At 64.0% G+C, this 14,589-nt stretch carries 8 protein-coding genes; 3 read left to right on the top strand and 5 right to left on the bottom strand.

Features of this window, described 5'->3' with window-relative positions; translation table 11 throughout:
* The coding region (locus ACW9IN_RS26075) for an amino acid adenylation domain-containing protein (protein WP_457368547.1) at window positions 1-3,566 on the top strand (3,566 nt) is incomplete at its 5' end.
* Between the two features lie 144 nt (window positions 3,567-3,710).
* Here the strand turns inward: ACW9IN_RS26075 and ACW9IN_RS26070 are convergent.
* Entirely contained in the window at window positions 3,711-6,128 is a 2,418-nt protein-coding gene (locus tag ACW9IN_RS26070; protein WP_457368546.1) for a TonB-dependent siderophore receptor, read from the bottom strand.
* A gap of 109 nt (window positions 6,129-6,237) precedes the next feature.
* Window positions 6,238-7,890 carry a cyclic peptide export ABC transporter gene (locus ACW9IN_RS26065; RefSeq protein WP_457368545.1) on the bottom strand — a complete coding sequence of 551 codons (1,653 nt, stop codon included), beginning with the start codon at window positions 7,888-7,890 and terminating at the stop codon, window positions 6,238-6,240.
* Between the two features lie 198 nt (window positions 7,891-8,088).
* On the opposite strand from ACW9IN_RS26065, the gene ACW9IN_RS26060 reads away from it, so the two are divergent.
* Window positions 8,089-8,913 (top strand): N(5)-hydroxyornithine transformylase PvdF, encoded by an 825-nt coding sequence (locus ACW9IN_RS26060; RefSeq protein ID WP_457368544.1) that lies wholly within the window; start codon window positions 8,089-8,091, stop codon window positions 8,911-8,913.
* A gap of 301 nt (window positions 8,914-9,214) precedes the next feature.
* Here ACW9IN_RS26060 and pvdO read toward each other — a convergent pair whose 3' ends face one another.
* The 3 genes from pvdO to pvdM are packed head-to-tail and all read right to left on the bottom strand — an operon-like array spanning window position 9,215 to window position 12,784.
* A complete protein-coding gene (gene pvdO, locus ACW9IN_RS26055; protein WP_457368543.1) occupies window positions 9,215-10,102 on the bottom strand; it encodes a dihydropyoverdine dehydrogenase in 888 nt (295 codons plus the stop codon).
* 32 nt (window positions 10,103-10,134) lie between these two features.
* The gene (pvdN, locus tag ACW9IN_RS26050) at window positions 10,135-11,415 is read right to left on the bottom strand and encodes a pyoverdine-tailoring periplasmic protein PvdN (protein ID WP_457368542.1); all 1,281 of its coding nucleotides are present in this window, start codon (window positions 11,413-11,415) and stop codon (window positions 10,135-10,137) included.
* A 19-nt stretch (window positions 11,416-11,434) separates the two neighbouring features.
* Window positions 11,435-12,784 carry a pyoverdine-tailoring dipeptidase-like protein PvdM gene (pvdM, locus tag ACW9IN_RS26045; protein ID WP_457368541.1) on the bottom strand — a complete coding sequence of 450 codons (1,350 nt, stop codon included), beginning with the start codon at window positions 12,782-12,784 and terminating at the stop codon, window positions 11,435-11,437.
* Between the two features lie 142 nt (window positions 12,785-12,926).
* Here pvdM and pvdP point away from each other — a divergent pair, with 142 nt between their 5' ends.
* Window positions 12,927-14,549 carry a pyoverdine maturation tyrosinase PvdP gene (gene pvdP / locus ACW9IN_RS26040; protein ID WP_457368540.1) on the top strand — a complete coding sequence of 541 codons (1,623 nt, stop codon included), beginning with the start codon at window positions 12,927-12,929 and terminating at the stop codon, window positions 14,547-14,549.
* Window positions 14,550-14,589: the final 40 nt, after the last annotated feature.

Raw genomic sequence — 14,589 nt, 5'->3', positions numbered from 1 at the left:
ACCATATCGTTTCCGATGGCTGGTCGATGCAGGTGATGGTCGATGAGCTGGTGCAACTGTATGCCGCGTTCAGCCAGGGCCAGGTGCCGCAACTGCCGCACTTGCCGGTGCAGTACGCGGATTACGCGGTGTGGCAACGTCACTGGATGGAGGCGGGCGAGAAGGCCCGTCAACTGGACTATTGGCGCGGCCTGTTGGGCGGTGAGCAACCGGTGCTGGAACTGCCGCTGGACCATGCCCGTCCGACCCGTCAAAGCCATCGCGGCGCAAGCCTGGACATCGAGATACCGGCAGCCTTGGTCGCCAACCTCAAGGCCCTGGCCCAGCGCGAAGGTGTGACCTTGTTCATGCTGCTGCTGGCCTCGTTCCAGACCCTGTTGCACCGCTACAGCGGGCAGCAGGACATCCGCGTCGGCGTGCCGATTGCCAACCGTAACCGGGTGGAAACCGAGCGTCTGATCGGCTTCTTTGTCAACACTCAGGTGCTCAAGGCCGAGATCGACGGGCAGCTCACCGTGGCGCGGTTGCTGGCCCAGGTCAAACAGCGTGCGCTGGAAGCCCAGAGCCATCAGGACCTGCCGTTCGAGCAATTGGTGGAGGCGCTGCAACCGGAGCGCAACCTGAGTTTCAACCCGCTGTTCCAGGTGCTGTTCAACCATCAGACACAGGATGTCGCACGTGACCCGGGCCAGCCACTGCCGGGCCTGCGGGTGGACGGTCTGGCGTGGGAGAGCCACACCGCGCAGTTCGACCTGAGCCTCAACACCCACGAGTCTGCCGAGGGCCTGGCTGCGTCGTTGACCTACGCCACCGACCTGTTCGAGCCGGCCACCCTGGCGCGCATGGCGCGCCATTGGTTGAACCTGCTGGGCGGCATGGCGGCGGATGCGCAGCAGCGTATCGATCAACTGCCGTGGCTGGAGCCCGCTGAACGGCAGACCACGGTCCATGACTGGAACGCCACTGGCCGTGACTATCCGCTGCAACGCTGTGTGCACCAGTGGATCGAAGCACAAGCGGCCCTCACGCCGGATGCTCCGGCGCTGGTCTTTGACCAACAGCGGTTGAACTACGCCGAGGTGAACCGCCGCGCGAATCGCCTGGCTCATCGTTTGATCGAGGCCGGTGTCGGCCCGGATGTGCTGGTGGGTCTCGCGGTGGAACGCTCCGTCGAAATGGTGGTCGGCCTGCTGGCGGTGCTCAAGGCCGGCGGTGCTTATGTGCCGCTGGACCCGGAATACCCGCGTGAGCGCCTGGCCTACATGCTCGATGACAGTGGCGTGAAACTGCTGCTGACCCAGGCCCATTTGCGCGAGCAGTTGCCGATTCCGGCTGGGCTGGCAACGCTGGTCCTTGGTGAATCGACGTTCGAGGACTACAGCGACGCCAACCCGGGCATTGAACTGGATGGCGAAAACCTCGCCTACGTGATCTACACCTCGGGTTCCACCGGCCAGCCGAAAGGCGCCGGCAACCGTCATTCGGCGCTGACCAACCGTCTGTGCTGGATGCAGGAGGCCTACGCGCTGGACGCCCGCGACAGCGTGCTGCAAAAGACCCCGTTCAGTTTCGACGTGTCGGTGTGGGAGTTCTTCTGGCCGCTGATGACCGGTGCGCGCCTGGTGGTGGCTGCGCCGGGGGATCACCGTGATCCGGCCAAACTGGTCAGCCTGATCAACGCCGAGCGGATCACCACGCTGCACTTTGTGCCGTCGATGCTCCAGGCGTTCTTGCAGGACGCCCGGGTTTCCACGTGCCACAGCCTGCAACGCATCGTGTGCAGCGGCGAGGCATTGCCGGTGGATGCGCAGCAGCAAGTGTTTGCCAGGCTGCCCCAGGCCGGGCTCTACAACCTGTACGGCCCGACCGAAGCCGCCATCGACGTGACGCACTGGACATGCATCGAGGAAGACTGCGACACGGTGCCCATCGGTGAACCGATCGCCAACCTGCGTACCCATGTGCTGGATGCCGGTCTGTCGCCGGTACCGGTCGGCGTGGCTGGCGAACTCTACCTGGGCGGCGAGGGCCTGGCGCGCAGTTACCATCGCCGCCCGGGGCTTACCGCCGAGCGTTTCGTGGCATGCCCGTTCCACGCCGGCGCGCGGCTGTATCGCACCGGCGACCGGGTGCGCCAGCGCGCCGACGGGGTTATCGAATACCTCGGGCGCCTGGACCATCAGGTCAAGCTGCGTGGCTTGCGTATCGAGCTGGGCGAAATCGAAGCGCGTCTGCTCGAACACCCGGATGTGCGCGAAGCCACGGTGCTGGTGGTGGACGGCAAACACTTGGTGGGTTACCTGGTGCTGCAACAGCCTGGCGACAGCTGGCGCGAGCGCTTGAGCCAGCACCTGGGCAAGCATCTGCCGGACTACATGGTGCCGGCGCAATGGGTGTCGCTGGACGCCATGCCACTGAGCCCCAACGGCAAGCTGGACCGCAAGGCCCTGCCCAAACCCGAGGCGGCGGGCCGTGCCTATGTGGCGCCGCGCACCGAGCGGGAGCAGCAGGTTGCGGCGGTCTGGGCGCAGGTGCTGGATGTGGAGCGGGTGGGCGTACATGACAACTTCTTCGAGCTGGGCGGCCACTCGCTGCTGGTGTTGATGCTCAAGGAGCGGCTGAACAAGGCGTGTGGTATCACGCTGACGGTCAACCAACTGATGCTGCACCCGACCGTGGCCGCGCAGGCAGCCTGCATGCAGGGCAGCGCAAGCCATTCGCTGATCGTGCCGCTCAATGGCCAGACCGAGGGCACGCCGCTGTACCTGTTCCATCCAAGCTTCGGCTCGGTGCATTGCTACAAGGCGATTGCCCTGGCGTTGCGCGAACAGCGCCCGGTGCACGGGGTGATCTGCCGCGCCCTGGTGGATGAGCGCGGCGAGGTGCCGGAATGGGCCGAGATGGTCGAGGATTACGCGCAGCAGTTGTTGAGTGCCCAGCCGGAAGGCGCACTCCGCCTGGCCGGTTGGTCGCTGGGCGGCAACCTGGCCATGGAAGTGGCTTATCGTCTGGAGCAGGCCGGTCGCACGGTGGAGTCCGTGGGTTGGATCGACGCGCCGCCGCCGGCACGCTTTACCGCATTCTGGAACCAGGGAGCGTTGGTGGATGAGCGGGTCATCTCCGCTGCCGAACGACGTGCCGAACTGTTGGCGGTGATGTTCCCGGCGTTCGCCGAACAGATCCACGGCATTTGGCACAGCGCGGCGGGCAGTGAGGACGAGCAATGGCAGCGCCTGTCGGCGTGGGCCGACGCGACCCTGGGTGACAGCTACCGCGTGCTCAAGGACGAGTTGCAAGGTGGCGGCGAAACCGAGCGCTCCTGGGCGATCAAGCAGGTGCTGGACCAGCGCCTGCAAGACACTGACTACCGCGCCATCCAGGCGCCGGTGTATTGCTGGTGGGCGGCGCTGAGCGAGGGCGGTATGCATCAGGCGCTGATCGAAGCCGGCATGCGCGAGGTGATCGGCCAGGCCGGTATCCAGCGCTCGGAGGTGATCGACACCACGCACCACCGCATTGTCGATAACGCCGAGTTCATCCGCAGCTTTGCGGCGGCGATGAAGTAGACACCGGCGGCAAGCGACGCCCCTGATCATCCTCGATGGTCAGGGGCGTTTTCTTTTGTGGGCCTAGACGTTGCCGAGGCATTTGCAACTGCCATGAAAAAGCCCGCGAGTCACAGGACTCGCGGGCTTGGGGTGGTGCAGGTATCAGAAGTCGTAGCGGGTGGTGACCATGACGTTGCGTGGGTCGCCCGGGTAGGCGGAATCATAGAAACCGATGTTGGTGTAGTAGTGCTTGTCGAACAGGTTGTTGACGTTGAGGGTGGCCGACAGCTTGTCGGTGACCTGGTAGCGGGTCATCAGGTCAACCAGCCAGTACGGATCCTGGGTGAACTTCTCGAAGCGTCCGCCGCCCGGGTAGCCCCAGTTGTTGACGGTCTGCCAGCCGGCGCTCTGCCAGCGCGCGCCACCGCCGACGGTGAGCCTGTCCAGGTTGCCCTGGAATTTGTAGGTGGTGTAGAAGCTGACCTGGTCTTGCGGCTCCCAGGTGGCGACCTTTTTGTTGTCGTCGTCCCGGGCGATCTTGTGGGTGTAGCCCGCTTGCAGCTGCCAACCCTTGGCCAGTTCGCCGGAGATTTCCGCTTCGTAGCCCTTGGTTTTGGTCTTGGTGCCGACGTAGGAGTAGTCGACGCCCGGCTGGGAGTTCCACACGGTGTCGGCGATCGGACGGTTTTCTTCGTGCACTTCGAAGTAAGCCAGGCTGGAGTTCAAGCGGCCACCGAAGAACTCACCCTTGAGCCCGAACTCGTAGTTCTTGCCCTCGTTGGGTTCGAGCATGGCGCGGGTACGGGTGCGGTACTGGGTTTGCGGCTGGAAGATCTCGGTATAGCTGGCGTACGCAGTGAAGTTGTCGTTGAGGTCGTAGGTCAGGCCGGCATAGGGCACGACCTTGCCGCTTTCCTTGGTGTCGCTGGTGCCGGTGACCTGGTAGTTGGCGATACGCGAGCCGAGCAACAGGTGCAGTTCATCCGTCAGGCTGAAACGGCCAGTGACGTAGGTGCCGGTCTGGCGGGTGGTCTCGTCGTTGATCTTGGTCGCGGTCCACAGCGGCTCGATGGCCTGGCCGTGCCAGTTGTAGAAATCATACGAGTTGTCGAAGTAGGTGGTGGCGGTGTAGTCCTTGGCCTTCCACTTGGAGATGGACAGGGACTGGCCGATCACCAGTTCGTGCTCGCGACCGAACAGTTCGAACGGGCCCGAGGCATACACATCGAGGCTGTCGCTGGTGGTATCGCCCACGTATTTGCGTGCATAGATCGAGCTGGCGGTGGCGGAGTCCTGGGAGATGTAGCCCAGCGGCGCGTTGTAGCCATTGATCTGGTGGTTGTATTGGCCCTTGGTCACCCAGCCATTGTCGAAGGTGTGTTCCAGGGTGGCGAACGCCGTGCGGCTGTACTGTTCCCACGAACCCCATTTCGGGCCGTTGTTGAACGAGCGCGGCACGTCGAGCTTTTTGCCGGTGGCATCGAAAATGGTACGGGTGCCGGTCCAGCTGGAGCCTTTGGGATCGCTGTCCTGATAGTCGGCGCCCAGGGTCAGCAGGGTGTTTTCGTCCAGATCGAACTCGAGGATGCCGTAGAGCACACCGGTCTTGCGCGAGTAGTGGTCGAGGAACGATTTTTTATCCTGGTATGCCGCCACGACACGACCACGCACGTTGCCGGTTTCGGTCAGCGGGCCGCTCACGTCGACCTGCGAGCGGTAGTTGTCCCAGGAACCGGCGCCCAGCTCGATGCTGCTCTTGAACTCGGAGGTCGGTTTCTTGCGAATCAGGTTGATGGTACCGCCCGGGCCGCCGGCGCCGGTGAGCAGGCCGGTCGCGCCCTTGAGCACTTCGACGCGGTCGTAGATCGCCATGTCGGTCAGGGTCTGGCCCGCCGAGTATTGGGCGTCGCGCAGGGTCGGAATACCGTCGTACTGGAAGTTGACGATGGAAAAACCGCGCGAATAGTAGTTGGTGCGTTCGGTGTCGTAGGTCGACACGGTGATGCCCGGGGTGTGGCGCATCACGTCGTCGATGGCGTTCAGGCCGAAATCATCCATGACCTGGCGGGTCACCACCGAGATCGACTGCGGCGTTTCCCGTGGCGTCAGCACCATGCGCGTGGCAGTGGCGATGGTGCCCGGGGTGTACGAACCGGTGCCTTCGGTGACGGTACCCAGCTGGTTGGCGGTCACCTGGGTGGTGCCCAGCTCCAGCCCCGACGTGGCGACAGCGCTGATGGTCACCGCGTTGCCTTGCAGGGCGTAATGGATGCCGGTGCCCTTGAGCAGCGTGGCGATCGCCTGTTCCGGCGCCTGCTTGCCCTTGATGGCGGTGCTGTTCTTGCCTTGCACGTCGGTCGGGCTGTAGAGCACTTGCAGGTTGGTCTGCTGGCCGAATGCCTGCAGCGCCGTCCCCAACGGCTGTGCAGGAATGTCGAGCTCGATCTCTTGGGCCTGTACATAACCGGCAATGGGCATCGAGACCGCGAGGGCAAGCGCGCTGGGCAGCAGGTTGATGTTCAGGGCCCGTCGCATGGAGAGCGCTTTGCTCAAGGGGCTGAGACCGAGTCGTGCTGGCATGGATGCTTTCTCTTCTGGGTTTTAGGTTGGCAGTTATAGGTATTTGTTGAGGCTGGTTCTCATTAACACTAGTGAGACGTTCCTACTTGGAAAAACCGGAAAAGAAATTTCACGCCGGCGCCATTTCGTGCACGACCTTGCCCGCACGCAGGCGCACCAATTGGTCGGCGATGTCGAAATAGCGGTCGTCGTGGCTGATCACGATGATGGTTTTGCCCAGCCTCTTGAGGTCCGGCAGCAGCTCGGTATAGAAAATGCGGCGGAAGGCCGGGTCCTGGTCGGCGGCCCATTCGTCGAACACGAGCACCGGACGTTCTTCGAGCCAGGCGTTCACCAGCGCCAGGCGCTTGCGCTGGCCGGTGGACAGGTCGGTGGTGCTGAACACACCGTCCTTGACGCTGACCTTGTGCGCGATTTCCAGGCGCTCCAGGTATTTCGTCGCACTGTCCAGCGACTGCGTGGCGCTGCCCTGCACCAGGTCATCGAACAGGTAGTAGTCGGCAAACACAGTGGTGAACAACTGGCGATAGTCATCGCGCAGCGGGTCGGTCACCGCTTCGCCGTTCAGGCGGATTTCCCCGGCGTGGGGTTGATACAGGCCCAGCAGCAGCTTGATCAGGGTGGTCTTGCCGCAGCCGTTTTCGCCGACGATAAACACGATATCGCCCTGCTTGATGCTCAGGTTGATCGGCCCCAGATGGAACGGCTCGCTGCCTTCCACCGGCGGCGGGCTGTAGCTCACGCCGCGCAGTTCCAGGCTGTGCACCAGCGGTTGCGGTGCCTCGGTGTCGTCCATCAACAGGTGCGGTTCGGGCGACGAGAAACGCTCGGACAGTTCGGTGATGCGCGTAAACGCAATGCGCGCCTTGCCGATGATCGGCAGGTAACCCACCACGTGCTCCAGCGGGCCTTTCATGTACAGCAGCACCAGCACGAAGCCGGTGATCACAGCCGGATCCGGGTTGGGGCTGTAGGCCTGCATCGCCAGCGCGATGCCGATGACCACGAAAAACAGCATCGAACCAAAGGTCTTGGCGACGATATAGATGTTGACCGAGCGCACCTGGATATCGCTGATGCGATCGGCGGTTTCCTGAATGCGATGGGTGTTCATGCGGTAGCGGCGCGGGCGGTGGATACGCAGCTCCTTGGCCCCCGAGGCGATTGCCGAGTAGTAACGCTGCAACTCGTCTTCCTGGTCGCGGGCCTCATCGAAACCGCGAATGCCCTTGTGGCCCGCGATGAACTGCACACTGCTGCCGATCACAATGGCCACGATCATCATCAAAAACATCGGCACCGACAGGTACGCCAGGTAACCCAGGCAGCCCAGGGTCACGGTGGTCGCGATGGCCAGCGGGGTGAAGGCGAAGGAGAAGTCGCTGATGGTGTCGACGTCATGGGTCAGCACCGGGATCAGGCGGTGCGAGCGATACCGCTCGATCTGCTCGATGGGCGCCGACAAGACTTTCTCGCCGAGGTCCTTGCGCAGCGCGGCGATGATGCGCTGGCCCACATAGTTGGTGCCGATGTCGGACACGATCGAACTGGTCAGCGCCAGCAGGCACAGCGCAGCGAAGGTCAGGACCACGCCCTGGGTCATGCCGGTGGACGAGTGCAGGGCGTTGTTGATGGTGGCCAGCAGCAAGGTGATAGCCAGGCCGCCGGCCATTCCCAGGGCGACCGAGACGGTCACGATGGTACGAAAGGGCCTGAGCAATGCGAGCAGACCATTGAAGGCGCCGCGCTTGGGGTCGGTCATAAATACTTCCCGGAGAGTGAAAAGAGGGGGCTGGGCACACAGACCCTTACCCATGACAAACGAAGCGTCGGGGCGAGTATTTAGCGCGGCGTGCCCAGCGGTGGGCGGGGGGATAAATCGGCGGCGGGCTGGTTCGTTCTTGTGAGGTAGGCGCACGCGTATGAGCGCGTGCCTGAACTATCCAGCGAGAGCGAGACAATGACGAAAAAGAACCTGGTGTACGTGTGGTCCCTGCGCAATGCCGCAGCCGACAAGGCTGGCCAGCCGGTGGCCTACAAAGATCACGAGCGCTACATGAAGTCGGTGCTGGAGTTTCTGGTGGGGTCGCTGAACGATACCCCGCTGGGACAGGCCTACAACCTGGTGGGTGTGGTGTACGACGATGACGCGCAGAACCCGCGCGACCAGCAGTTGGTCGCCGATTACGGCTTTGCCTACCAGCCTGGGCGCCAGTGGTTGTATCCGGCGGATCTGCGCGTGCAGGGTCACCTGGTCAACGACCTGCTGCTGAGCGTGCCGTCCACGTACCGCCGCCTGCCCCGGGGCAGTGCCGAACACATCGCCGGCAAGCAGGATTTCGAACGCCGCCTGCATGACACACTGGTGGAGTTGAAGGCCGATATCGTGGTGCTCGACGGTCTTTTGGTGATCCTCGACGAGCTGGTGCGTCCGGGGGCACCGTTCGCGCGACGCATCATGAACATTCACCCGGGCATCACCCGTATCGAGTCGCCCTACGAGCGCCGGGGCGCCTATGCGACCTGGAATGCGCTGTACGGTGCCCGTGGACAGACGGTGGTGGACTGGGCCACCCGGGAAACCAAACCGTCGGAACCGCTGTACCTCACCGGGGCCTCGTTCCACTACGTGGACAACGGCATCGACTCCGGCGAAGTCTTCCACGACGTGCTCAAGACCGAGATATCCCCGGAAGACACCATCCTCGAGTTGCGCTGGAACAACTTCAACAACAGCCTGTTCCCGGCGCTGCATGAAGGCTTGGCGCTGCTGGCGAAGGCTTGAGAGACAGCCACTGCCAGGCTTGTCGGGTCGCCGCATCGCCGCGAAGACGGCGGCACTGCCAACACAGATGCCGCCTGACCCACCGCTTTCGCAGCCTCGCCGGGGCTCGACAGCTCCCACAGAGGTCTTGCAGTGGCTGGAAAAACTCCATCAGCAGGTCCATCGCGCCGTACGCTTTCTCACCAACAATAGAAATCCAATGTGGGAGCTGGCTTGCCTGCGATGACTGCGGCACCGCCGACACAGATGCCGCCTGACCCACCGCCTTCGCAGCCTCACCCACACCGAACTCTTGAGCGGCTCAGAGATCGCGCACTACGCGGAAACCAATCCAGTCGCCCCGGGTTTCCGGGTAGATGTTGTTGCGGTTGCCCGAGCGTGAAAACACCGGTGCTTCGCCCCAGTCATTGCCGCGAATCTGATACAGCTCGCACTGCGCGTCCATCCAGGCGCTGCCGTCGGTGGGTGCGCCGTTGTAGTCGGCGTGGTAGCAGTCGGCGACCCGTTCGTAGACATTGCCGTGCATGTCGTACAGGCCAAAGGCGTTCGGCGGGTAGCTGCCTACCGGCGACGAGTAGCTGTAGCCGTCCGCCGGGCCGTAGGTGTTGGCATGCTGGGCGATGCTGTAGCCCTTGCCTTCATCGAACGGGAAGGGGAACGGTCCGGTGGAGCCGCCGCGCGCCGCGTATTCGCGTTGGGCTTCGCTGACCATGTGGTAGTGCTGGCCGGTTTTTTTCGACAGCCAGGCCACGTATTGTTTGATATCGTCCATGTCCATGCACACCGCCGGCTGGCGCGGGCCCTGGGGGTAGCGCGGCTTGCTGGCGATGCATTCGCGGCCAGGGCGCGTGTCTCCGTTGGCGATGACCACTCCGGTCTGGCGTACGTAGCTGTCCCACTCGCCGGCTGTGATCTGGAAGCGGCTCATGGCGAAGGGCTTGGCGAAGGTCACGTCATGCATCGGCCCTTCGTCGGGCTCGCGGCCCACTTCATCTTCCGGGGTCCCCATGGTGAAGGTGCCGGCGGGCAGCACCACCATTTCCGGACAGTCCTTGCAGTCCTTGAATACCTTGCCCGGTTGCGGCGTGGCGGCCTGGGCCAGGCCCGGCGACAGGGCGCCGCACAGCGCGGTCAGGGCCAGCGCAGCCAGGGGGTTGAGACGTGATGGAGCAGGGATGTCACGGTGCATGTGGGCATCTCGATCAAGTTAAAAAATCGCCGTCACGCCCGCTGGCTGAGCAGGGTCATGAAGCGTCGGATCTCGTCGGAGGTATTGAGCAGGCCGGGCGCGGTGCGAATCACCGGGCCGACGTCGCGGTTCACGGCGTCGATCACCACGCGGTTTTTCATCATGTAGGCGGCCACCGCGTCGCTGTCCTGGCCCTTGACCCGGAAGAACGTGAACCCCGCCGACAGCTCGGGGCTGCGCGGCGTGACCAGTTCGACCCGGGGGTGTTCCAGCAGCGCGCTCTTCAGTTCGGTATTGAGCGCGTGGATACGCGCCTGCACCTGCGGCTTGCCCAGCTGCAAATGCAGCTTGAACGCCTCGTCGGCCGCCCAGCGATGCTCGAACGCGTGATACCCGCCGGGCGTCATGGTGGTGGCGAAGTTGGTGTCCTCGGAGAAGGTCGGCACCATGGGCGTGACGTATTTGTTTTCCGGGTCGCGGGCGCAGACCAGGCCCGTGCCGCGCGGGCCGAACATCCACTTATGGGTGCCGGCGATGAAGAAATCGCAATTCATCTGCGGGAAGTCGAGGTTTTCCACGCCAAAGCCGTGCACGCCGTCTACCACGTAAAGGATGCGGTCCTGCTCGTCGCGGTTGCGGTTGTGCTCGTCCACCAGTTGGCCGATGGCGCCGATGGGCAGTTTCACACCGCTGCCGGACTGCACCCAGGTCATGCCCAGCACGCGGGTGGTGGGGCGGATATGGCGCTGGATATTGCCCAGCACTTCGTCGGCGGACACCTGGTGGGCGTCCTCGAACAGCCGAATCCGGCGCACCTGGGTACCTTGCTTGAGCACGCGAAAATCCAGCACGTTCTGGGTGGCGTAGTGTTCGTGCGCGGTGGTGAGGATTTCCTGGTCGGGTCGCACCTTGATCCCGCCGTAAATCATCGCCAGCCCTTCGGAGGTGCTGCCGGTCAAGGCGATTTGCGGTGGCTTGGCATTCAGGTAGCGGCCCGCCCATTCGCGCACCTGGCCTTCGCGTTTCCAGGTTTCCTGCAGGTCCCAGTCCATTGCCAGCCCGGGGTTGCGGTCGATCTGCTGGCGATAACGCTCGATGGCCTCGCGCACCGGCCTGGGATGCGAGGCCACCAGAAAGTTGGAAAAGTGCAGATAATCCGGGTCCTGGTTGAACAGTTGCTTGAGGCCCGTCCATGGGGCATCGGTCGCAGCGGCTGGGGTAGCGGCCTGGGCATGGGGCAGCAGGGCGGCGCCCAGTGGCAGGCTGGCGGCGAAAACGCCGGCCTGCTTGAGAAACGTACGGCGGTCGGTCATGGACTCACTTCACGCAGGGTTAACGATTGGCCAAGGGCTTGGCGGCTTTTTGTACCTGGTCCCACACCCGCAGGAAGTTGCCTCCCCACAGCTTGGCGATATCGGCTTCGGAGTAGCCGCGCTGGATCAGTTCGGCAGTGACGTTGCGCACCTCGCCCACGTTGTCCCAGCCCTGGATGCCGCCGCCGTCGTTGAAGTCCGACGCGATGCCCACGTGGTCGATGCCGATCTTGCGCACGGTGTAATCGATGGCGTCGCCCAGGTCCTTGAGGGTCGCCTTGGGTTCCTCTTCGAGAATGCCGTAGAGCCCCTGGGCGTACTGGCCGAATTTCTGTTCGGGCCACGCCGCGATGATCGCGTCGCCGGGCATCAGCGCCATGGCCAGATTGGGCAGCGGCGGCAGGTCGAAACGGGCGCGCAGGGTGTTGAGCTTGTCCTGGGTCGGCTGGCTCAGCGGGCGCAGGTAGGCGGGGAATCCCACCACCTGCACCACGCCGCCGCTTTGCTTGATCAGTTGCAGTTCCTTGTCACTGAGGTTGCGCGGGATGTCCACCGAGGCGCGCGGCGCCGAGTGCGACGCCACCATCGGCGTGCGGCTCAGTTGCGCCACCTGCTCCAGGGCCTTGGTGGACATCTGCGACACATCGATGATCACGCCCAGGTCATTGAGGCGGTGCACGGCCTGTTTGCCGATGTCCGACAGCCCGTCCAGCGCATCGGTGGAGTCATTGAAGAACGGCAGCGGGCGCGACGAGTCGGACCAGGCGTTGTTGCCGATATAACTGAAGCCGAACATGCGCATGCCGCGCGCGGTCCACAAATCCAGCTGGTTCAGGTCGTTGCCCAGCGGGTAGGCGTTGAGCATGCTGATGAAGATCGCGAACTTGCCTTCGCCGTGCAGGCGTCGGAAATCGTCCGGCGTATAGGCAATGCCCACCTGGTTGGGGAAGTCGCGCACCAGGCCGGAGATGATCTTGTAGCGCACTTCCTGCTCGTGGCGGGCCTCTTCGACGAACCCGTCGGTGGGCTTGTGGGGTGCGTTGGGGCCGTTCCAGATTTCCGGCCAGCCGAAAATCGTCAGGGCTGCGCCGGACAAGCGCCCGCGACTGGCCTTGATCAGGTCGAACTGGCCGCTGCCGTCCTTGTCCGCTTCGTTGCCGGCGGTGCCGAAGTCCAGGGGCACGGTGATATGGCTGTCGAACGACAGCAGCCGGTCCTGCATTTCGTTGGCCTGTTTGATCACCGCCAGCGGGTAGCCGGCATTGCCCCGGAACCAGTGGTCCCAGGCCAGGAAGCCGGCTCCGGCGCCGATGGCCAGTGCCAGGGGCAGACCGATATACAGCGCCTTTTTCGAACGTGGTTTTGTCATTGCCATCTCAGTCAGTTGAGGCCTTCGCTATCAGGGAGGAACGAGCGATGACCGCACAAATTTAGGCCGCCGGGGCGGGCCGGTAAATTTTGCGTGGCGGCCAACGTTCTAGCTCTGATAAAGGCGTTTGCTAAGGTAGAAAATGACGATCTCTCGACGTGGGTTCATTGCCGGCCTGGCGCTGACGGGCGCTGCCGTGCCGGCAGCTTTTTATGCCCATCGCGAGCTGACCCGTGAAGAATTCCCCATCACCCCCGGCGAAGCCACGGTGGACTTGGCCGACACCGAGGGCCAGCACCTGGCGAATACGCTGCGCGGGATCTGGAGCCTGCGCCTGGAAGGGCGCGACGCCGGCCTCGACGGCCTGCCACTGCAAGGCCTTGAGCTGCTGCTGGACATCGCCCCCCGTGGCCGTGGCCTGCGCGGCTACCTGGACACTGCGGCCAATCTGCGCGCCGAAGGCGAACCGCGTTACCGGGTACTCGGCGACCTGCTGACGGGCGAGGGCGCCTTGCTCTATTGGCGGCTGATCGACCGCGAGTCTGCCGACGGCGCCCCGGCCTATGAATTCAAGATGACCCTCGACGAGGTCTGGGCCAACTTCGGCAACGCCGGCAGCGGCACCCTCAGCGGGCAGATCTTCGACCTCGACCGGCCCCTGGCGCTGACCGAGCGCGACAACCGCTTCATCGCCCACAAACAGCTGTTTCCCGAAGCCCGCGAACGCATCGGCCTCAACCCCGCGTTGCTGGCCTGGCTGATCGCCCCCGAGCATCGCCTGTTCCACCAGTTGTGGCATGCCACCCGTGACCAATGGCACAAGCTGTCCGAGGACAAGCGCGAGGCCCTGCGCGGGATCGGCTGGCAACCCGGGCCACGGGGGCAGGAGCGCGATGCCCGGGGTAAGCGCAAGGATCGCAACGGCTCGGGCATCGACTTCTTCTACATGCACCGACATATGCTCGGCACCGCGCGGGCCATGCAGCATTTGCCCTCCTGGCCGGCGTTTCCCGAACCGCAACCGCCGCTCGAGCGCGACCGCCTGGGCTTTGTGCGCTACTTCGATAACAGTGACGGCTTCGCGCTGCCGCCCACCTGGTCGGCGCCGGATGACGGTGACTACACCCAGTGGGTCAGTGACATCAAGGCCGCCGAGACCTACCACAGCAACTTCCAGGTCTGGGAGTCGCAGTACCGCGACCCGCGCTACCTGGCCAGGCTGACCCTGGGCCAGCTCGGCTCCGAGATGGAGCTGGGCCTGCACGACTGGTTGCACATGCGCTGGGCCTCCGTGCCCCGTGACCCGTCCAACGGCGGACCGGTGCCGCTCGCCCGCGACCCGGCGGATTTCGCCGCGCGCTGGTACGCCGCCGAAAACGATTTCCTCGGCGACCCGTTCTCGTCCCACGTCAACCCTGTGTTCTGGCATTTCCATGGCTGGATCGACGACCGTGTCGAAGACTGGTTTCGTGCCCATGAGCGCTTTCATCCGGGCGAAGTCCAGCGCCTGCAAGTCAACGGCGTACCCTGGTTCGCGCCGGGGCGCTGGGTGGAAGTGGGCGACCCCTGGCTTGGCCCGGATACCCACGGTTGCAGCACCACGCCGGGCTTGCAGGTGGGCAAGTCGCTGGAGATGGACCCCGAGGTGATGAAGCTCGCCCTGCGTATCACCTTCGGTGCCGAGGACGAGGCACTGCAAGGCCTGTTCAAACGTGTGCCCAAGCGGCCCTGGTATGCGCGCAACCTCAAGCTCAAACCGGCCTGAAACAAGGCGGCGAACGGTGCAATTCCGTTCGCTTTTTTTC

The organism is Pseudomonas sp. SDO5271_S396, from assembly GCF_054071795.1.
This window is presented reverse-complemented; position numbering and strand designations above follow the sequence as displayed.